At 66.8% G+C, this 19,790-nt stretch carries 16 protein-coding genes and 2 pseudogenes; 11 read left to right on the top strand and 7 right to left on the bottom strand.

Annotation, left to right across the window (positions count from 1 at the left end):
* From DB30_RS36770 to DB30_RS36755, 4 genes and pseudogenes are all read left to right on the top strand, one after another.
* Positions 1–410: pseudogene (locus tag DB30_RS36770) on the top strand (hypothetical protein); the annotation flags it as partial.
* A gap of 98 nt (positions 411–508) precedes the next feature.
* Positions 509–1,327 (top strand): hypothetical protein, encoded by an 819-nt coding sequence (locus DB30_RS36765; protein ID WP_146662271.1) that lies wholly within the window; start codon positions 509–511, stop codon positions 1,325–1,327.
* Positions 1,328–1,631: 304 nt separating this feature from the next.
* Positions 1,632–2,081, top strand: coding sequence for a c-type cytochrome (locus tag DB30_RS36760; RefSeq protein WP_165704112.1), 450 nt, complete (start codon positions 1,632–1,634; stop codon positions 2,079–2,081).
* Between the two features lie 9 nt (positions 2,082–2,090).
* Positions 2,091–3,794, top strand: a complete 1,704-nt coding sequence (locus tag DB30_RS36755; protein ID WP_052558062.1) for a DNA methyltransferase — start codon at positions 2,091–2,093, stop codon at positions 3,792–3,794.
* Here the strand turns inward: DB30_RS36755 and DB30_RS36750 are convergent.
* The gene (locus tag DB30_RS36750) at positions 3,711–4,367 is read right to left on the bottom strand and encodes a hypothetical protein (protein WP_052558060.1); all 657 of its coding nucleotides are present in this window, start codon (positions 4,365–4,367) and stop codon (positions 3,711–3,713) included. The two genes, DB30_RS36755 and DB30_RS36750, sit on opposite strands and share 84 nt — an antisense overlap.
* A 151-nt stretch (positions 4,368–4,518) precedes the next feature.
* Here DB30_RS36750 and DB30_RS36745 point away from each other — a divergent pair, with 151 nt between their 5' ends.
* On the top strand, positions 4,519–7,455 hold the full coding sequence (locus tag DB30_RS36745; RefSeq protein WP_165704111.1) for a protein kinase domain-containing protein: 2,937 nt from the start codon (positions 4,519–4,521) through the stop codon (positions 7,453–7,455).
* Positions 7,456–7,649: 194 nt separating this feature from the next.
* Here DB30_RS36745 and DB30_RS36740 read toward each other — a convergent pair whose 3' ends face one another.
* Together DB30_RS36740 and DB30_RS36735 are read right to left on the bottom strand one after the other, a co-directional pair.
* On the bottom strand, positions 7,650–8,324 hold the full coding sequence (locus DB30_RS36740) for a hypothetical protein (protein WP_052558056.1): 675 nt from the start codon (positions 8,322–8,324) through the stop codon (positions 7,650–7,652).
* Between the two features lie 178 nt (positions 8,325–8,502).
* The gene (locus DB30_RS36735; protein ID WP_146662266.1) at positions 8,503–9,390 is read right to left on the bottom strand and encodes a trypsin-like serine protease; all 888 of its coding nucleotides are present in this window, start codon (positions 9,388–9,390) and stop codon (positions 8,503–8,505) included.
* A 439-nt stretch (positions 9,391–9,829) separates the two neighbouring features.
* Here DB30_RS36735 and DB30_RS41940 point away from each other — a divergent pair, with 439 nt between their 5' ends.
* Entirely contained in the window at positions 9,830–11,518 is a 1,689-nt protein-coding gene (locus DB30_RS41940; RefSeq protein ID WP_205633146.1) for a tail fiber protein, read from the top strand.
* Positions 11,519–11,726: 208 nt separating this feature from the next.
* Here the strand turns inward: DB30_RS41940 and DB30_RS36725 are convergent, their stop codons facing one another.
* The gene (locus tag DB30_RS36725; RefSeq protein ID WP_052558050.1) at positions 11,727–12,461 is read right to left on the bottom strand and encodes a PDZ domain-containing protein; all 735 of its coding nucleotides are present in this window, start codon (positions 12,459–12,461) and stop codon (positions 11,727–11,729) included.
* Between the two features lies 1 nt (position 12,462).
* A complete protein-coding gene (locus DB30_RS36720) occupies positions 12,463–12,813 on the bottom strand; it encodes a hypothetical protein (protein WP_052558048.1) in 351 nt (116 codons plus the stop codon).
* Here DB30_RS36720 and DB30_RS36715 point away from each other — a divergent pair, their 5' ends adjacent.
* Positions 12,814–13,089, top strand: a complete 276-nt coding sequence (locus tag DB30_RS36715) for a transposase (protein ID WP_052558046.1) — start codon at positions 12,814–12,816, stop codon at positions 13,087–13,089.
* A 271-nt stretch (positions 13,090–13,360) separates the two neighbouring features.
* A pseudogene (locus DB30_RS43300) lies at positions 13,361–13,528 on the top strand (hypothetical protein); the annotation flags it as partial.
* A 246-nt stretch (positions 13,529–13,774) separates the two neighbouring features.
* Here the strand turns inward: DB30_RS43300 and DB30_RS36705 are convergent.
* The gene (locus DB30_RS36705; RefSeq protein ID WP_165704109.1) at positions 13,775–15,064 is read right to left on the bottom strand and encodes a fibrinogen-like YCDxxxxGGGW domain-containing protein; all 1,290 of its coding nucleotides are present in this window, start codon (positions 15,062–15,064) and stop codon (positions 13,775–13,777) included.
* Positions 15,065–15,315: 251 nt separating this feature from the next.
* On the opposite strand from DB30_RS36705, the gene DB30_RS43295 reads away from it, so the two are divergent.
* The 3 genes from DB30_RS43295 to DB30_RS36690 all read left to right on the top strand — a co-directional run bounded on the left by DB30_RS43295 (position 15,316) and on the right by DB30_RS36690 (position 18,594).
* Positions 15,316–15,543, top strand: coding sequence for a transposase (locus DB30_RS43295; RefSeq protein ID WP_146662258.1), 228 nt, complete (start codon positions 15,316–15,318; stop codon positions 15,541–15,543).
* A gap of 198 nt (positions 15,544–15,741) precedes the next feature.
* Positions 15,742–16,158, top strand: coding sequence for a cupin domain-containing protein (locus DB30_RS36695; RefSeq protein ID WP_052558039.1), 417 nt, complete (start codon positions 15,742–15,744; stop codon positions 16,156–16,158).
* Positions 16,159–16,485: 327 nt separating this feature from the next.
* Positions 16,486–18,594, top strand: coding sequence for an ATP-binding cassette domain-containing protein (locus DB30_RS36690; protein ID WP_052558037.1), 2,109 nt, complete (start codon positions 16,486–16,488; stop codon positions 18,592–18,594).
* Between the two features lie 111 nt (positions 18,595–18,705).
* Here DB30_RS36690 and DB30_RS41935 read toward each other — a convergent pair.
* Positions 18,706–19,790 (bottom strand): tetratricopeptide repeat protein (locus DB30_RS41935; protein ID WP_146662256.1); only part of this gene is annotated, 1,085 nt, incomplete at its 5' end.

Raw genomic sequence — 19,790 nt, 5'->3', positions numbered from 1 at the left:
CCAACGTCCAGTACGCCGAGGCGCCCGCAAGCGGGCGAGAGCCTCGACCGAGCTGTCCGATCAGCAGCGACGCCTGGGCGAAACACCTCGAGCATCACGCGCGGGACTTCGCAGAGGCCCTGCGCGTCGCTCGGGCTTCGCGCTTGGCGTGCCCACGGCGGATCGCCCGCCTCGAGCGCAAGCTTGGCGGTGGTTCGGAGGTGCAGCGCGCCGCCCCCGAGCCTCCCGCAACCCAACCGGCTGCGGCTGCGGCTGCGGCTGCGGCTGCGGCTGCGCCAAGCTCACCCGTGCGCATCGATCCTCGTCACGAGCCCCGCTCGGCCCGCTCGGCCCGCTCGTGTCAGTCGGCGCTGCTCAGCGTCGTAGAGGACGAGTCGGGTGCCAAGCGGCGCTATCGCCTGCTTCGCTGACAGACGTGGTACCTTCGCGCACCGCCATGCGTCCGCCCTGGAGAATTCGCCGCCCCGTACGGGCGCCTGCACTCGCGTTGTCGCTGTCGCTCTCGCTCGTGTCCGTTACGGGCGCGTCGGGCTGCATGGGTCTCACGCCGCAGCTACACCCCACGGACATAGAAGCGCTCGAGCAGCTCGAAGATCGAACGGAGCGCGAGCTCGCCTACGACGAGAACGCGATCATCCGCAAAGGTGACGCACGCGGGGTCCGCTACACCAAGGGCAACCAACTCGGCGCGCGGCCGCGTGGCTGGCAGTCGCTGGATCTGATCCTTCGCTCGGATCGCAATTCCGCCGCCGCGCTGCCCGAGAAAAAGATCCGCGCCGCGCGGGTGCTCACCGGCTTCGTGGTGGCCAGCGCGATCGTGCTGGTGGGCGGCATCGCCTCTTCGGCCCGCGAAGGGCTGGATCTCTCGCGCTTGTCTGGCACCAGTGGCGTGTTGCTGGGGGGTGGGCTGGGTACGCTCGCGTTCGGGATCGCCACGGGCGTGGTGTTCAACCAGGCTCGCAAGGGCTACGAGGGCGCGATCGACGTGTACAACGACAGCCTCGCGCTGCGCCTGGGCATCTCCGATGCGGAGGGCGCCTACCGGCCGCCTCCAGGGGTGCTGATCGACGAAGAGGGCTTCATCATCCTCGACCAGCAGGAGCTGTTCACGCCCGAGTTTCGGCCCAAGCCGCCGCCAGCCGTCGAGTCGCCGCCGCCCGCACCGATCGTGCCGGTGCCTGCGGAAGCCACGGAAGCGGCGGATCCCGGGACCGCGCCCGCGCCCGCGCCCGCGCCCGAGTCGACCCCAGCGTCTTCAGCGGCCCCAGACAACCCCGCAGTGTCGGTGCGGCGCGGCTTGGTTGGGCCCTCGCGCAGCGCTCCCTAGAGCGCCGACCAGTTTGAATTCACGACGCCAGGCACATCTGGGGCCGCTCCTGCCGTTGTCGACTCGGCGCTCGCAGTATGCCGGATACAGCTTCGGCCTCCCTCCTAGGCAGGAACGGCCCCAGACGCACCTGACGCCGCGACTCCAAACTGATCGGCGCTCTAGTCTAGCGCCGGCCTTGACGTGCGCCGCTGCTGCGCAATCATGCGCCTGCGTGCGAGGCTCACCCATAGATTTTCCGCACGTCGTGCGCCCCAATGGACACCGGAAAACGCGTTCAGATCTGGCTGCGAGCGGGCCAATGATGCCGTCGTCGCGAAGCCGCTGTGGTTGGCCAACGCTGCGGGCGGTGGGGCTCTTGTTGCTCCTCGCCGGCTGCAAGGACGCCGCGGGTCCCGAGCAGCCCATGTCGGGCCGGCAGACCTACGAGCAGCAGTGCGCCCGCTGCCACGGTGTGGACGGGCGCCCCACCAAGGCTTCGCCAACGGCCCGCGACCTGACCAACCGCAGCTACGTCGAGTCGCTGGGCGACATGCAGATCCGCGCCGCGATCATGCAAGGTCGGCCGGCCATGGTCGCGCCTGGGCAAGAGAAGATGATGCCCGCGTTCGGCAATCAGTTCTCCGAGCCCGAGCTCAACCTCTTGGTTGGCTACGTGCGCAGCCTGTCAAACCCGGAGCTTGGGCCCGAGGGCCTGACCCCCGAGGCCGTGCGCGCCCGCCCGCCCGAGCCAGCGGCCGCGCCCGGCGAGTGAGGCTGCGGCATGGGCGACGACGATCGCGTCGAGCTGTGCTGGCCAGGCAAGTACGTTGATGGTGTCCGCGCGCCGCTGCTGGATCACGGGGCCGAGCTGCTCGAGCGCGAGCGGATCGGGACCGCGGCGCCCGAAGCCTCGCCAGCCAACCGCCTGATCCGCGGGGACAACCTGCTTGCGCTCGAGGCCCTGGTCCGCCGCGAGCCGCACAGCGTTGATCTGGTCTACATCGATCCGCCCTTCGCGACCGGCAACCGCTTTGCCCTGCTGCGGCGGATTGGCGACAAGCGCGAGGGCACCGACGCCCAGCTGCGGCTGCCGGCCTTCGACGACGCCTGGGACGGCGGCCTGGCGGGGTTCTTGCGCATGCTGGATCCGCGCCTGCGGCTGATCCACAAGCTGCTGTCGCCAACCGGCAGCTTGTACGTCCACGTTGATCCAACCGTTGGTCACGCGGTCAAGCTGCTGCTCGACGAGGTGTTTGGTCCGGGCTGTTTTCAGCGCGAGATCGTCTGGCGGATCGGCTGGATCTCGGGCTTCAAGACGATGGCCCGCAACTGGATCCGCAACCACGATCTGATCTTTTTCTACACCAAGGATCCGCGCGAGTTCACCTTCAACAAGACCTGGGTGCCCCATCCAGCCAGCTACGAGCGCCGCGCGGGCACGGCCGCCAAGGCCCCGGGGGTGGCGATCGAAGACGTGTGGAACGCCGGGGCAGGGGAGCTCGAGCTCAGCGGTCGTGAGTCGCTCGACTCGATCCAGATCAAGAGCTTCTCGCGCGAGAAGACCGGCTGGGCCACGCAAAAGAACGAGTCCTTGCTGCGGCGGATCATCGCGGCGTCGAGCAACCCCGGCGACGTGGTCGCGGATCTGTTCGCGGGCTCGGGGACCACCGGCGTGGTCGCGGCCGAGCTGGGGCGGGCTTTCGTGGTCTGTGACCACGCCGACGCGGCCGTGCAGATCGCCCGCAATCGCTTGATCGCCGCCAAGGTTGGGTTTGCGCTGCTCGAGGTCGATCACCGCGAGCAGGCGCTGCAGCTGCAAGACCTCGAGCCTGGGGTGGTCCAAGGCTGGATGCTCGAGCAACTGGGTGGGTCTGGGGAAGGTCCCGCTCCGTTCATCGCTCGGCGCGGGGACGTTGGCCTGGCGCTTGGGCTGCCCGGTGAGCCGGTCACCGTCGCCAGGATCGAGCAGCTGTTGGCGGCCGCGCGCGAGCGCGAGCTCGCCGCGGTCGAGCTGTTGGCGTTCGAGTGGGCAGCCGAGGAGCTCGAGCTTGCCAGCACGGATCCCAAGCGCGCCGAGCTTCGCGGCCCGAAGCTGATCCCGGTTCAAGTCTCTCGCGGTCTGTTCGAGTCCAGCGTGCGGGCGACGGCGTGGGTCGAAGGCGGCGTGGCGGTGTTCGAGCGGCCCGAGCTGCGGCTCGAGGTCACCGAGCTCGAGCACGCCCGCACGCGGATCGAGCTGCTCGACGTCCACCTGCACCGACCCGAGCACCTGCCCGAGTCGCTGCGTTCACGCGGCTTCGCCGAGCGCCTGCTTGGCTGGTCGATCGCCGCCGCCGCGACGCCGACCGAGCCGATGTTCGTGGCGGTGCGCGACCGGGCTGGGCTGTCGCTCGTCGCGGAATTACCGGGGCGGGTGGGGGACGCGATCCTCGCGATCGAGGACGTCTGCGGACACCGTCATGTCCGCCGCCTGACGCCGCCTTAGCTCAGCCCGATCTGGAGGCGTCTCGGGGATCGGCCAGCGGCGCCCGTTCACTTCGAGCTGCGGGCGATCATCGTTGGGGTCATCGACGAACCACGCGCTGAGATCGATCGCGGCGGTGTTGCTCAATCGAACCCCGAGCGGCCGACCGCTGCCGCGCGCGGGCACGCTGCAGCGCAGCCCGGCGCCCGGCTCTTCGCACAGCGTCTGCGGGTTCAGCGGTACGCGGCGGCCATCGTCGAGCAGCAGCTGCGGCGCATTGTCGTCTGCGCTGGCACGATCGACGCGAAGCGCACGAAGCGGGAGATCCGCGAGCTTCAGGTAGACCCACTTGCCCTCGAGCCCAAGCGTGACCTCGCCGGTCTCGGTTGCGTCGAGGCTGTTGCGAAACAGCCGAACGATGCCGGGGTGCGTGATCGGATCGCCCTCGAAGCTGAAGTTGCCCTGCCGATCCATGCGCAGCGGGAAGCCCCGCCGCAGCCGCTCCAACATGCCTGGATCGAGCCCCGACAACCCAGCATCACCGGATGTCGGGGGCGCTTCGCGGGAGCCGCGAGGATCGGCGACGTCGCTCATTCGAGTTCGATCATAGGGGGTGCTGTGTCCAGCGCAACACGAGTGGAAACACTGGCCGTGGATCGGGCCGATGCGCACCGCGGTCGCGGCGTCGCGTGTTGTCACGGCGCGCGCCTCAAACGCAGCGTCTGTGTGCCATACCATTTGTGTCTTGACCGACGACCTGACCATTGAAGCGACGTCTGCCGGCCTGGCGCACGAGGCCACCGGTGGCACAGATGACACCCAGCTGGCCGATGCGACGGGCGCGACGATCTGCCGAGATCTGAACGCCCCGACCGGGCACGCAGGCACGGCCGGCCCGCCAGCGACTCGAGCGGGAGCCCCAACCCAGCCCGATCGGCTTGGGCGCTACGTGGTGCTTGGCGTGCTCGGGCAAGGCGGGATGGGGGTGGTCTACACCGCCTACGATCCCCAGCTCGATCGCAAAGTAGCGATCAAGCTGCTGCACTCGAGCGCCTCGCCCCGGGCCCGCGATCGCTTAGTTCGCGAGGCGCAGGCGATGGCCAGGCTCTCGCACCCCAACGTGGTCCCGGTGTTCGACAGCGGCACTGTCGCCGACCAGGCCTATATCGTCATGGACCACGTCCCGGGCGCGCCGTTGAGCGCGTGGATGCAGCAGCCCCACGGGTGGCGCGAGGTCGTAGAAGTGTTCATCGCCGCCGGGCGCGGGCTCGCCTATGCCCACGGTCACGCGATCATCCATCGCGACTTCAAGCCCGACAACGTGCTCGTCTGCGACACCGAGCCGCGGCGGGTGCAGGTGCTCGACTTTGGCCTGGCGAAGAGCCTCGACGGCGGCGGGGCGCCGACGGATCAACTGTCGCAGCTGCCCGCGGGCCCAGCCTCGGGCGAGTCGGACATGGCGGACAGCCTGATCACTGCGGTCGTTGATCCGGACGAAGAAGACAGCGTCGACATGCGCCTGCTCGGCAACAGCAAGCTCAGCGTCAAGCTCACGCGGGCGGGCTCGGTCATGGGCACGCCCGCCTATATGTCGCCCGAGCAGCACCGTGGCGAGGCGGTCGGACCCAGCAGCGATCAGTTCAGCTTTTGCGTGGCGCTGTACGAGGGCCTGTGGGGACGGCGGCCGTTCGCGGGCGACACGCTCGCGACGATCGTCCACGCCGTCATCAACCAAGAGCTGCTGCCTCCGCCAAGCACCTCCACGGTGCCCAGCTGGCTGTGGCCGATCATCTCGCGCGGGCTCAGCCACGACGCCGCCGCGCGGTGGCCAAGCATGGACGCGCTGCTGGATGCGCTGGCCGTGGATCCGCGCGAGGGTCGGCGTCGGCGCTTGGTGGGTGGCGCAGCGCTGCTGGTGTTCGCGGGCGCCGCTGCGTTTGGCCTGACGCGGACCCCGGAGCCCGTCGTGGACGCGCCCAAGTGTCAGGGCGCCCAGGCGGCGCTCGAGCAGGTCTGGGGCGAGTCGGCTCGGGCTGCGATCACGAGTGGTTACGCAGCGCTCGACAAGCCGTGGGCCAAGCCGGTTGGCGCGGAGGTCGAGCGCCAACTCAACGCCTGGGGCCAGCGCTTCACGGCTGGGCGCACGCAAGCCTGCGCCGCCACGCTGATCGACGCGGCGCAGTCGGCCGAGCTGATGGATCTGCGCATGGCCTGCTATGCGCGCAAGCTCGACGAGCTCGCGCCGGTCGTCACGCTGATCGGCGCGGGCGACGAAGCGCTGCTCGGCAAGGGCGTCGAGCTGGTCTCGTCGCTGCCCAAGCTCGAGACCTGTGACGACGCCGCGGGCCTGCGGGCGGTCGCGGCTCCGCCGACGGATCCCGAGCGCGTCGCTGCGCTGGCCCGCGTGCGCGAGGGCTTGGCCGCCGCGCGCACCCAGGGGTTTGCGGGTCAACCCGAGCCCGCCCTCGCGCAGGTCGAAGCGCTGCGCGCTGACGCGGAGGCGGTTGACTACCCGCCGCTGCTGGCCGAGTTCGACCTGCGCCACGGCCTGCTGCTCGAGGCCAACGGCAAGCACGACGAGGCCAAGACCACCCTCGAGCGCGCGGCGATCAGCGCGATCGCGGCGCGGGATGACGACGTGGCTGGGCACGCGCTCGAGCAGCTCACCGATCTGGTTGGCTACACGGACAGCGATTACGACGGCGGCATGCGCTGGGCCAAGCTGGCGCAGGCGCTGCTGGATCGAACGCCAAGCCCGAGCAAGCGGCGGCGCGCGGAGCTGGCTGAGCAGATCGGCATGGTCGAATTCGCGGCCAACCACTTCGACGCTGCCCGCGAGCAGATCCAGATCGCGCTCGAGCTTGGGGCCGAGCTCGACGGCGCCGAGCACCCCTCGCTGGCCAACCCGATTAACGTGCTTGGCGGGATCCACCTGCGCACTGGCGAGTACGAGCAAGCCGGCGCGCTGTTTGGCCGGGCCTTGAAGATCACCGAGCGGGCCTACGGGCCGACCCACCCCCAGGCCGCGTTTCCGCTCAGTAATCTCGCGCTCGTGCATGAACGGCTCGCGCAGTTTGACGAGGCGGCGCAGATGTTTCGGCGGGTGATTGCGATCTTGAGCGCGGCCAATGGCGAGGGGCACCCGAACGTTGGGCTGAGCAAGATGAACCTTGGGGGGATCTTGCTGCTGGCCAAGCGACCCGACGAGGCGGGGGCGGAGCTGGTCTCGGCGATTGAGATCCTCGAGCAGAGCGTGGGGGCGGATCACCAGTTGGTTGCGCGGGCGCTGACCATGCGGGGGGATCAGCAGCGGGCGATTGGGGAGGTTGATCAGGCGGTGGTTAGCTATGGGCGGGCGATCGAGATTCGCGTGGCTACGCTTGGGGGGGATCACCCTGATCTGGCGCTGTCGAAGCTTGGGCTTGGGCGGGCGATGCTGGAGCTTGGGCGGGTGGATGAGGCGGTGGGGTTGCTGGAGAGCGCGGTGTTGTTGCTGGAGACTGAGGATGCGGATCCGATTGATCGCGGGCTTGCACGGTTTGCGCTGGCGCAGGCGTTGGATGCCGCGGGGATGGGGGAGCGGGTTGGTGTGCTGGTTGATGGGGCGCGGGGGGACTTTGCGGCTGGGGGTGTTCGGGCGGCGGGGGACCTCGCGGAGCTCGAGGCTTGGGTTGCTGACTGAGCGTGGGGGCGAGGCGCGTTTCCGGTGAACCGGTAGTACGCATCGTGGTCTCGTAGCTTTGCCGTGAGGGTCTGGCCCTCGACCGAGCGCGGCACGGCACGGCACGGCGCAGGTTGTCGTAGGGCACAAGACGAAGAATCGGCTAGCAGCGACACAGGTCCAACGGCTCGATCCTGCCACCTTGGGCGAGCCTGCTAGCCCGAGCCCTTGGCGTCTCGGGCGGCGCAGGTCGACTTCAGCGCGGCCATGTCCGTGGCCCCCAGGAGGGCGTCGGCTCCCCCGCGCGTCGTCGCGCGGATCAGCAGTTCGCAGCGATCGGCGATCCACACCCGCAGATCGACCACGCCCTCCGTGGTCTTGACCGCGACGAGGTGTCCATCGATGGTCTCCGAGGTGTCGCCCGTTGCGATCGCGGCGTCGTGGCGGCGCCGGCCCATCCCCTCGCGGCAGTGACACACGTCCTGCAAGTCGGTGATGGTCACGATGCGCGAGTCCGTGCCGGGCGGCTCGATCGCCCGCATCACGAGGGGCGAGGGGTGGCCCGCCTGGCCGCGCGTCCACTGCGAGGTCTCGGTGTGCGCGAGGCCGGGGTCGCGAGGATCGACGGGCAGCGCGGCCGCGAGGAGGTCGAGATCCAGCGTGGCCCACTGCGCGACGGACTTGGGGACGCTCCCGGGCGGCAAATTCGAGGCCGAGATGCAGTCGGGGGCCGAGGTGTCAGCGGCCTCGTCGTTGACGGCCTTGTCGTCTACGTCTGCTGGCTTCGAGGCCGGCGTGGGCGCGGACTTGGCCGGAGGCTCCGGCTGGTGGTCGGGGCGGGCGCCACAGGCCAGCGGCAGGACACAGAGGAAGAGCCCGAGTCGTCGCATGGCGCCCAATCTAGCAACTTTCCAGCCAGCGGAGCGCAGCGCGTTGGTCGCGCGACGTGTCGACGCAATCGCTCGAGCGCAGGGTCTGGCGCGAGATCACGAGGCGCCGAGGCGCGTGAGCCGTGGAGCACCGTCAGCTCAGAACAGCTCAGAACAGCTCAGAACAGCTCAGAACAGCTCAGAACAGCCTGCCCTGCCGGACAATGAAGGTCGCGGCGTTGTTGACGATCGGGCTACCACCCATGAGCCTCCTGGCCGCGAAATTGGCGCCTAACGTCGCGCCCACGAGCAGTAGCCGCCTGTTATCAATGGTGAACACCGGGCCCCCCGAGTCCCCCGGTGCGGTGCTGGAATTGTCACTGGCGTTGATCGGTAACACCTGCTCGTAGACCTCGCTGGGCTCCATGCGCAGCGCGGTTGTGGCGTTTGCAGCCACATTGGCAGCGCGAACCTGAAGTGAGTTGCTCAGCCCGCCCGTCCCGCGTCCGGCGTGGTTGAGTTGGTCGCCGAAGCCGGTAATAAACACCTGTCGACCCAGCATCTGCCTCGCGTAAAAGTGATCGTTGACGCTACGATCCTTCCGCGTGTCGTAGTCGATCCCCGCAGGACTCCGCCTGTCGTTCATCCAATCGCGGATGCTCAGATCTTCCTTGAAGGCGATGAACATGAGATCGTAGCTCCAATCGTCATTGCCGTCGCTCCTGAACTCGATATCACCCTTATTTGGATCCAGAGGCTCTGTGCTCGCGGGCAGGCCACCCAGCGTGGCGTTGTACCCCACGTGGAGGTCGATCAGAAAATTCTCAACCATCTCATTGGCTTTGGCGTCGTCCCACGTGGCGGGCTCTGGAAACTTATCATTGCGACTACGCTCGTTCATCCACAGATTGTGCTTCGCGGTGATGATCCCGGCCACGCCATCGCGGTCGCGGACCAAGACTCCCGATGCAGTGAACCTGCGATTCGTCAGGCGCACGGAGCTCCGCTGCATTTGGGCTTGGTGCTTGTTCGCCAGGTTTCCGAATTCTCGAATTGAATCGTCGCGAAATGTTTTGGAGAAGCGCATGGTGTCGTGTGCTTTCAGCTCGGGCGAGGGCCTGGCTCAGCCCACGTGGACAAGGTGGTCGCAGTCGGAGACTGCGGCACCCGGTGTTTGTCCTTGGCCGGGGTAGGGTGATCACCTCATGGCCGCGAGTTGCTGCTCGAGCCATGCGCGTGACCCGACGGGCCGCCGCTGGCATGAGGGATTGACCCCATTCCAGCGAGGGGCAATCGCGATGGCAGGCCGCAAGATGTCATCTAGTTTATCCCGAGCACCTCGAGTGAACGCACTTTGTGGTCACGATCGAGCGCTTTCCCGCATCTCGCGTTGCGGAGTTCACCATGGCCCACTTACAACGAATCCACGCATTCATTTACGCATTTGGAGATGTCCCAGATGCACAACCAGCCACCATTCACGAAATTGCCCGGCGCTCCGTCGGCCGCAAGAAGGAGTTGAAACCATGCTGCGCGATCTAATTCCCGGGCTCACGCTTGGCATGGGCGCCGATCCGGTGCTTGGCCAGCTTCGCGGCGACGCGATCGACCACGCTGGCGTGGTGACCTCTGGCGGCGAGGGCCAGACTGTCGAGTTTGAGCTCGAGGTGGTCACCAACGTGCGCGAGCTGTCCAACGCCCTCGATGTCTCGGCCGCGGGCACCTACTCTGGCGTGTTCTCGGCGTCGGCGCGGGCCAAGTACGTCACCAGCAGCAATTTCAACAGCTACCACACCTACGTGATCGTGAAGTGTCACGTCACCAACCCGATTCAAGTGCTCGCGGACGTGCGGCCCAAACCCAGCGTCAACGCGTGGGTCAAGACGGCCAAGCGCGCGGAGTTTCACGAGCGCTTCGGCACCGAGTTCCTGGTCGGCGAGGTCTCGGGCGGGGCCTACTATGGGGTCATTGACATCGCGTCGACGACCTCCGACAAGCAGCGAGAGATCGCGGCGCAGGTGTCCGGCTCGGGCTGGGGGGCGTCGGCCGACGCCAGCGTTGCCCAGCGCATGCGAGCTGTGTCGGAGAATCTATCCAAGAGGATCGAGGTGTTTCGCGAAGGCGGTGAAGGCAGCAACCCCACGGACATCGATCAGATGATCCAGGCGGTCGTGAACTTCCCCGAGCAAGTCCGCGCGCGATCGGTCGTATTTCGCGGGATCTACAAAGACTACAAAACCGTGATGTTCGAGAACTTCGAACGTGATCCATCGCCCGAGGAGACCACTCAGCGTCACAACGACATCGAGCTGCTCGGCCGCATGTATCTCGACATGATCCAGTTGCGCGGGGATCTGACGTACATGATGACCAACCTCGGCCGGCTCGAGGTTGGTGAGGGCGTCAAGCTCGAGGGCTTTGACAGCATTGATGACCCGACGCTGCCGCACCGTCGGGCGGTGCTGCGCAATAATCTCGAGCGGGCCTGGAAGGCCGTCACGACGCTCGTCGAACAGATCCCCGATGTTGCGCGAAAGTGTCGCAGCGGGGATCCGTACACCGTCCCCACCCCCTATTCGTTGGACTTCCAGCTGCCAAATCTGATCGGAGAGAACATGCAGATCAAGCAAATGAGTGACAAGATCGCCGAGCTTCAACGGCAGGTCGTCCCGCTGGGGACCATCGCAATGTGGTCGGGGTCGACGATTCCCAACGGCTGGGCGCTGTGCAACGGCGAGAAGGTCGGGATCCACCAAACGCCCGACCTTCGCGGGCGCTTCGTCGTTGGCTACGACCCCGGCCACGACGAGTATAAGCGGGTGGGGAACCTGAGTCAGGGGGGCAACAGCGCCGGGTTCGGCGGCGGCGTGGACACGATCGAGCACACCCACGTCGTCGCGGGCCACAGTCACAGCAAGGGCGATCTTCACGTTGCAGGGGGCGGGGCACATAACCACCGCATTCAAGGCGACGGCGACGGTAATTCGACCTACCGACCCAAGGGCCGCGAGACGTCGAATGTACACCGGAGCTACCGGACCGAGACGGACGGCGACCACGGGCACTCGAACGCCTCGTTCGGCGGTCGGGTTGGGCGGTTGCCCGCGTCACCAGCCGAGCAAGTCGTCGATGGCGACCGAGACGTGACCCTCGTGGCAAAACACGACAACCGGCCAAAGTTTTATGTCTTGGCCTACATTGTCAAGGTCGCCTGACACGCTGGGCGCCGAGGCGCGTGAGCTCGGGCCCACGCGCTTCGCTTCGTTTCACAGCCAGCAAAAGGTCCAGGCGCTTGTCTGTCGCATGTCTAAACGGGCCGAGCTCGCCAGATGTGGACCGTCTGCTCCAAGTTTGGTCGGCCGCTTTGACGTCACGACCACGAGCCGTCGCTGCGCGAGCACACGCGAGTCTGTGTCACCCATCTCAGCGCCCGACCAACACCAGCCCCGGCGCGTGCTCGGTGTCCAACACGACCGACGTCCCAACCGGCGCCACGAGCAGGTACTGGAGGATGTAGCGGCGCCCCACGACGTCGTAGCCGTCGATTGTCGTGATCACGTCACCGACCTCCAACGCCGCCGCCGCGGCTGCGCCTCCGGTCTCCACACGGATGACCCGCGCGACCTGATCGGCTTGATCCGCGACGTGGTCCCAACGAACCCGGCGAAACCCGAACGACGCCGCTTGCTGATCGGGGCTCAGTCGGCGCGTCGGCACGCCAAGGTCGCCGAGGTCGAGCGGAGCGCCCGGGTTCACGGTCACGCTCAGGTGGGCCTCGGTGAGGTCGGGCGGGCGCGCGTGGAGGTTGTTCGGAATGACGTGCAGGGTGACCCGCCCGGTCGGCGGATCGGAGATCAGCAAGCGCCCGCTCGCGTCGCTGACGTTGCGCGCGTCGTCGTGGACGCAACGGCTGCGGGGCTGAGCATCGAGCGCGGTCGCGACGACGCGAAAGTCGGCGAGCGGCTCGCCGGTCTCGAGTCGCACCGCGCGACCGACCAGCTGAGTCAGATCGTCGAGCGGCACGTCGCCTGCGTCGTTGCGCCCCGCGCCAACCTCGGCCTCGACCGCACCCGCGCCTTGGCTGGCCTTGATGCGGACCTGGTAGCGACCGACCGGCAGCCCCGCGATCGACCATTCGCCGCGCGTCCGCAGGAACACCTCACGTCGACGCGTCCGTGCGCACGAGCTCGACGACGAGCAAGTCCGGGGACGACGCGTCACTGCGATAGTGCGCGCTGCCTTGCAACGAGCCGGTGTCACGCACGACGAACTCGACGTCGTCGCCGATCGCTACCCTGGACAGGACCGCCTCACCGCCGCCGCGAACCCGAGCTTCGAGCGTGAACTGCCCGGCCGACAGCCGGCGGATCTCGAAGCTGCCGTCGACATCCGTCATCCGCGGCGCACACCGACCGCGGGACGACGGCGAGCTGCGTTTCCACTCGCTCGGCGCCCCACCCACGAAGAGGTCACCGAAGTCGCTAGGTGGACCCACGCGCGACTCGGTCATGTGCTCGAACGTCACGGCCGCTCGCTCGACGAGCTCGCTTGCGAGGACGCGCCCGATCTGCTCGCGCAGGAGCAGCCGGCCTTGGCGTCATGTTACGGGGCCTCGGTCGCCGACCGGCAGCTGTTGGGAGATGCGCTCGCTCCGCTCGATCTCATCGCGCGGCTGTGTGCCCTGATCCCGCCACGGCGTTTTCACATGTTGCGGTATCACGGCGTGCTCGCAGCCCACGCCAACCGGAGCGGAAGGAGGCAAGCTCGCTGGCCGGAGTCCGCGTAGCACTGAGCCGACGCAGATACGCTTGTCGTTCGTCGGCGAAGCGACCGAGTGCCTGTATTTCCGTCCATGAAATTCCCCGGCCTCGACATATTGCTGTCACCTGAGATGCGCAGCACCGGCGAGGTCATGGGTATCGCAAAGACTTCGGGGCGGCATTTCATGCCGGCATGACCGGGCTGGGGTGAACCTGCCCCAGTCTGGGGTGGTGTTTGTCAGCGTGGGTGATCTGGAGAAACAAGCGGTGATCCCCGTGGCGAAGCATCTGCGGCGCATGGGGTTCTTGCTGCTGGCGACACGCGGGACCGCGGCCCCGCTGCGGGCTGCTGGCCTGGAGTGTGAGACCGTCAACAAGGTCCTCCAGGCCCGGCCGCATATCGTCGACCGAATGGTGAATGGCGATGTCGCGCTGGTGATTAATACCAGCTCGGGCGAGCAGGCAATCCGCGACTCGTTGTCGATTCGGCGGACCGCGCTGGTTCAGCATATTCCGTATTTTACGACGATATCTGGGCGTACGCGGGGGCCTATGCGATCGAGTCGGTGCGTGTGCATGGGCGGGTGTTGCCGGCGGTCTCGCTGCAGGAGTAGTACCACCCGCGGCCGCAGTTCTTGGCGGGCGAAGAGCCCAGCGAGCAGGAACGGTACCGGCCGGCGCCTGGCTGAGCGCCTGGGCGCTCGCCAATTGTCAGCGAACGTAGACCCGCATGAAATTGCCAGCCGCGCCAGCTGCGCCGGTGTTGATGGCAAGCGGTTCGCCGAATCCCATCACTGTGTACTCAATCGCGGCTGCGTCACCACACTCTCCACATGGATTCATCGGGCCGAGGGTCGCGTAGCCGGGATCGTCGAAGTCGCAGCCATGATTGCGACCAGCGTTCCACACCGGACCATAGGCTGCGTTGTTGTAGCTCGAGCCTAGATCTGGACAGCCGTCAAAATACTCCCACTCATGGTCCCCAACGTTGAAATATAGATCGGTATCGCAGAGCATCGGGTTTTGTTCGAATTCGCTGCTCATCAATGTGCCATCAGTCATCTTGAACCCGTTGCCGCCCAGGTCTGGATTGCAATCCGGAACGTCGATCGCGGCGACGAAGTTGCCGAGGTCGCCGCCGTCACCGACATCGTCGTACTGAGCCCAGATCGTCGATGGCGCGTGTGTGAACAATAGATCTGCGAATGGCAGTTCGTTGTATGCTCGAGACTTGAAATCGTGATCGATCTCGTCGAGCGTGCCAACGATTGTCACGTCTGCACCCAACCACGCACGGTTGTCCCAAGTCCACGTGTCTTGGCCATCGTCGCTCGAGATCAGCACCAGGGTCCAGCCACCGCCTGCGAGATCCATCTCGCAGTGCACCTCGAAGGCGGACGATCCCTGGGGGCCGTCAGGGTCGATCCAGTAGCGTCCGTCACCGAGACCCTGGCCGATGCTGTGGAGCTCGGCACAGCTGTAGGCGTAGCGACACGTTTCGTCGATGCAGCCGGCCGTCTCGCAGTCGTTGTTGCTCAGGCAGGACTGGCCGAGTTGACACGGCTCGCAGCCGGGGCCGCAGTCGACGTCGCTCTCGACGCCGCTAACGATGCCGTCATCGCAACTGGGTCCCTTGCACAAACTGGTACATTCATCACTCTGGTCGTCGTTCGCGTCGTCGCACTCCTCCTCACCAATATGAATGAGCCCATCACCGCAGGTAGCGAGTTTGCACATCGAGGTGCATGAACCGTTGTCAGAGTTGCTGGCGCCCAGATCGCACTCCTCACCGGCGTCCTCGTCGAAGACTCCATCTCCACAGTTGTCTGGCGGTGACTCATCGCCATCGCTAGCTGTCGAATCGCCGGTGCCATCGCCGGTGCCATTCCCGTCGGTTTTACCCGTCGTTTCACCGTTAGTCTCGCTGCCATTGGCTGTGCCGGTCACTTTGTCCATCGGGTTGTTGGCGCTGCAGGCACAGAGGATGAGCGGGGCGGACATGAGGGCCGTTGACCACAATGGAATCGTCATTCACAGACTGTACGTCAACCGGCGCGCGAGCCGTGACCCCTCGCCCGATCTCCTCAGGCGGTCCGCGCCGCGGGCCCAGGTGGCGCCCAGATCTGTAGGAAATCAGGTTGGAACCAACGAGCCGGGACTCGAACTACTCGAACGAAAATCCAAAACTCCAATAGTTCATCAATCCATTGATCTGAATATATGACTTGTATATAATCGACGCATGTTCGAACATGTTGAGATGGGGGGCGCCCGTCGCCCAGGATCGCCTCGAGACGACGGCCGACGGCCGATGCCGTTACAACTTTCGGCACGCGTGGAAGAATGGCGTGCATGCAGTCTTGCTCGCTCCGCTAGATCTCATCGCGCGGCTGTGTGCCCTGATCCCGCCACGGCGTCTTCACATGTTGCGGTATCACGGCGTGCTCGCAGCCCACGCCAACCGGAGTGGATGGAGGTAAGCTTGCTGGCCGGAGTCCGCGTAGGTAGACGAGGACGGCCGCTAGACCGCCCGCAGTCAAGGCGCGGCCCGAGGTCGTGCCAGGTCCCGTGGTGGTGGCCACTGAGCCGACGCAGCCATTTGCTCGTCCGCTCGGGAAGACATCAACGGTACAATCGTCAAGATCCGCTCCGGCCAGCTGGGTGGCGACTTTTCGATCATGCAGGCGACCGTGGAGGCCCACCAGTTGCTCGCGCCACACACTCACACCCACGAAGATCAGGCGGTGTTCGTGATCGAGGGCGAGCTGGAATTCGAGGTCGGCGGGGCGGGGGGGACTCGATTCACGGCCAAGCAAGGCGCGTATGTGGCCAAGCCGCGCAATGTCCAGCATTGCTTCTGGAACGAGACAGATCAGCCGTGTCACTACATCGAGCTCTCGGGTGGGGCAGGCTTCGAGAATTTCGTGGACTCGACCCGCGAACAAACGATGAAGGCCTCGATGAACGCAAAGCGAGACTTTGGTCTCACCTTCCATCAAGATCGAATCCCAGGGCTGTTGCGCGCGCACAGGCTGACCTCCGTCGTTGGCATGGAGATGCCGTGGGAGGGGGCTGCCCTGCCCGGGAAGCGTTAGTACGCAGAGCGCCGATCGCAAGGTCGCTCAGCCCCCAGCGTGCTGGCTGACTTTGGCTGGACCGGCGGCTCCCCCGCTCGCGCCACCTCCTCCGTGAGCGGGAGCCGGGCTGGGCGGTCGAGCGTTCGCGTGCAGGCCCGGGAACGCGTGGAGCGTGGAGGTCGCGCGCCCGGAGATCGGCGCGCGGCGCCGGCGTTTGGTTTCAGCGCGGGCGAGGGCTTCTCACCCGCTTGCGGACACCTTGGTGGACCGGTTCACGGTGGGCAGCGAAGTCCACCGTGGGCGACGATCCACGCGGGCTGAGCGAGTGTGCTATCAACCGCGGCCGTGAGCCTCGTCGTCTTCGAGAAAGTTTCGCTTGGCTTCGGCCAGAAGACCATCGTCAACGAGCTCGATCTACGCATCGGCGACGGTGAGCGGATCGGCTTGATCGGCTCGAATGGCTCGGGCAAGTCAACGCTGCTCAAGCTGCTCTCCGGCGACATGAAGCCCGACAGCGGTCGCATCACGAGCGCGCGTGGCCTCGAGATCGGCTGGCTGCCCCAGGACATCGCGGTCGAGGGCGGCCGCTCGTTGATCGAATTCGTGCTCGCCAGCGTGCCGGGCCGCGAGCTGCTCGGCGCCCGGATCGAGCAGACGGAGGCCGAGCTGGCCGCGGTGCAGGCCGAGGTCGAGTCCGACGCCCGCCCGATCGACGACGAGGAGCTGATGGAGCTCGCCACGCGCCTCGCCGAGCTGCACGAGCGCGCGACCCACTTCGAGATGCACTACTCGGAGCACGAGGCGCTGAAGATCCTCTCGGGCTTGGGGTTCGCGCCCAGCGACCACCAGCGCGACCTTGGGGAGCTCAGCGGCGGCTGGAAGATGCGCGCGGTGCTGGGCTCGTTGCTGTTTCAGCGCCCCGACCTGATGCTGCTCGACGAGCCAACCAACCACCTCGACATGCCGTCTGTCGCGTGGTTCGGCGACTTCTTGCAAAAGTACCGGCGCAGCTTCTTGCTGATCTGCCACGACCGCGAGTTCCTCGACGAGCAGATCGATCGCGTGGTCACCTTCGAGCCAGAGGGCGTCCGCCAGTACCGGGGCAACTACCAGGCGTATCAGCGCCAGCGCGAAGAAGAAGAGATCATCCTCGAGAACAAGGCCCGCAACCTCGGGCGCGAGCGCGAGAAGGCGGAGCAGTTCATCGATCGGTTTCGGGCCCAAGCCAACAAGGCCAAGGCGGTCCAGAGCCGGGTCAAGGCGCTCGCCAAGCTCGACGATGTCGTGCTGTTCGAGAAGCGCAGGGTCATGCGCTTCACGTTTCCGCCCTGTGATCGGGCCGGTCACGAGGTCGTGAAGATCCGGGGTCTGAAGAAGGCCTACTCAACCCCGGAGCGGGGCGACCACGTGGTGTTTCCGGGCTTGGATCTGAGCGTCAGCCGCGGCGACAAGATCGGCATCATTGGGATCAACGGCGCCGGCAAGACCACGCTGCTGCGCATGATCGCCGGCGAGATCAGCCACGACGCTGGCGAGCTCGAGATCGGCCACAAGGTCACGCCGGGCTACTACGCCCAGCACCACGCGGAGTCGCTGCACCGCGAGCTCACCGTGTTCGAAGAGGTCGCCCAGCAAGACCCGCACGCGGGCCAGACGCGGGTTCGCTCGATCCTTGGCGCGTTCTTGTACTCGGGCGACGACGTCGACAAGAAGATCGCGGTGCTCTCGGGCGGCGAGCGGGCTCGCGTGGCCCTGGCCAAGCTGCTGATCAAGCCGGGCAACCTGTTGCTGATGGACGAGCCGACCAACCACTTGGATCTCGAGTCGAGCGAGAGCCTCGCGGAGTCGCTGAGCACCTACGACGGGACCGTGCTGTTCGTCAGCCACAACCGCAGCTTCGTGCGCAAGCTGGCGACCAAGATCTGGAACGTCCACGACGGGACCGTGGAGATCTACCCAGGCACCTTGGACGAGTACCTCGCGAGTGCCCGCGAGCGGGGCGAGGCGCTCGAGGCGGTCGCCGACGGCAAGGCCGGGCCAACCAAGCAGCCGCAGTCTGCCGATGCGTCGTCGAAGCAGGCCGTCTCAAAGGTCGAGACCAAGGGCGCGCCAGCGGCTGGCTCGGACGACGCGGGCGGCGGGGCCAAGCGCGATCGAGCGGCCGAGCGCGAGCGCAAGCGCAAGGAGGCCGAGGAGCGGGCCCAGCGAAACAAGCGGCTCAAGCCGCTGCAGCGGCAAGTCACGGAGCTCGAAGCCCGCATCAACGAGCTCGAGCAGGCTCAAAAACAGCGCTCTGTCGAGCTCGCGGATCCGGCCGTCTACGAAGACGCCGAGCGACGCGGGGTGCTGCTCGACGAGTACCAGGCCGCGGCCGCGAAGCTCGAAGAGCTCAGCGGTCGCTGGGAGCTGGCCTCGATGGAGCTCGAAGAGCAGCTCGAACAGCTCGAGGCCTGAACAGCCGGGGACGCGCCGGCCGATGGCCGAGGCGACCCCTCGCTTCAGCGTGATCGCGGCATGGGTGCGATCAACTGCCCAGGCGGACCCTGCGTCCGCTCTGGGTCTAGATCAGCCCTCGAGCTTGCCGCCAAGTCGCGTGACTTGCTTCTTGGCGCTCTTGGCGTGGCGCCCCTCGGGCTCGACTTCGAGGTACTTGAGGTAGGCCTCGAGCGCGCGCGGCAGGTTGTCGTTGGCTTGCTCGACGGTGGCCACGGTGATCCAGCAAAACGGCTGGCTCGGGTCGGCCTCGACGCAGGTGTTGGCGGTGGTCAGCGCCTCTTCGAGCTTGTTGTTCTCGAGCTGGGTCTGGGCCAGCAGCGAGAGCGCGCGGGCCTCGTTGGGGACCTTGGCCAGGATCTCTTCGATGATCACCCCGGCGTCGTCGTACTTTTGCCGGTTCACCAAGCTGGTGGCTTCGGCGATCTTTTCTTCGAGCACGGTCGGGTCGATCGCGGGAGGCTCGGGCTCGGGCTCGGGCTTGGGCTCGGGCTTGGGTTCCGGCTTGGGCTCGGGCGTCTCGACGTCGGCGATCTCGCCGGCGTCGTCTGGGGGGGCCTCATCGGGATCGCCGGGGCCCAGCAGGGTGTCGCGAAACGCGAACGCGAGGACCAAGACCAGGCCACCCGCGACGGCGGCGATCGGCACCCACGGCAGCTTGCGTGGCGGGGCCGCGGCCGTCATGCCACCCATGCTCGCGCCGAGGTCACCAGCCGAGAGGCTCGCGTCATCGTCGTCGTCGTCGTCGTCGAAGTCGTCGTCGAAGTCGTCGTCGTCGTCGTCGTCGTCGAAGTCGTCGTCGAGGTCGTCTTTGGGCGGCGCGGCCTTGGGCGCAGGGCCCGGGAGCTCGCTGGGCGCCGCTGCTTCGCGGCCCAGATCTTGGCCCAGATCTTGGTTCAGATCGCGGGCCAACTTGCGATCCAGATCGGGGTCGGACCCGCGCCGACGCTTGCGGTGCCGGCCTGACTGGGCGGCGACGTGGATCTGCGCGTCGTCGAGGCTGGGCTCGTCGTCGAACTCGTCGTCGTCGAACTCCGCGCCAAATCCACCATCGACGAACTCGTCTTCGGTGGGCGCCGACGAGATCGGCGCCGAGGCGGGCGCGCCCGAGGCGGTCCGCGGCGGCTCGGTGGCGCTCCAGCCGGGCGTGGGTTCCG

The sequence above is a fragment of the Enhygromyxa salina genome (genome assembly GCF_000737335.2).
Taxonomy (GTDB): domain Bacteria; phylum Myxococcota_A; class Polyangia; order Nannocystales; family Nannocystaceae; genus Plesiocystis; species Plesiocystis salina_C.
This window is presented reverse-complemented; position numbering and strand designations above follow the sequence as displayed.

Bases quoted from the DNA above. Each gene is read 5' to 3' on its own strand.
- DB30_RS36760 (WP_165704112.1), top strand. From the start codon at position 1,632: ATGCCGTCGTCGCGAAGCCGCTGTGGTTGGCCAACGCTGCGGGCGGTG.
- DB30_RS36755 (WP_052558062.1), top strand. From the start codon at position 2,091: ATGGGCGACGACGATCGCGTCGAGCTGTGCTGGCCAGGCAAGTACGTT.
- DB30_RS36750 (WP_052558060.1), bottom strand. From the start codon at position 4,367: ATGAGCGACGTCGCCGATCCTCGCGGCTCCCGCGAAGCGCCCCCGACA.
- DB30_RS36740 (WP_052558056.1), bottom strand. From the start codon at position 8,324: ATGCGACGACTCGGGCTCTTCCTCTGTGTCCTGCCGCTGGCCTGTGGC.
- DB30_RS36735 (WP_146662266.1), bottom strand. From the start codon at position 9,390: ATGCGCTTCTCCAAAACATTTCGCGACGATTCAATTCGAGAATTCGGA.
- DB30_RS41940 (WP_205633146.1), top strand. From the start codon at position 9,830: ATGCTGCGCGATCTAATTCCCGGGCTCACGCTTGGCATGGGCGCCGAT.
- DB30_RS36720 (WP_052558048.1), bottom strand. From the start codon at position 12,813: ATGACCGAGTCGCGCGTGGGTCCACCTAGCGACTTCGGTGACCTCTTC.
- DB30_RS36705 (WP_165704109.1), bottom strand. From the start codon at position 15,064: ATGTCCGCCCCGCTCATCCTCTGTGCCTGCAGCGCCAACAACCCGATG.
- DB30_RS43295 (WP_146662258.1), top strand. From the start codon at position 15,316: ATGTTGAGATGGGGGGCGCCCGTCGCCCAGGATCGCCTCGAGACGACG.
- DB30_RS36695 (WP_052558039.1), top strand. From the start codon at position 15,742: ATGCAGGCGACCGTGGAGGCCCACCAGTTGCTCGCGCCACACACTCAC.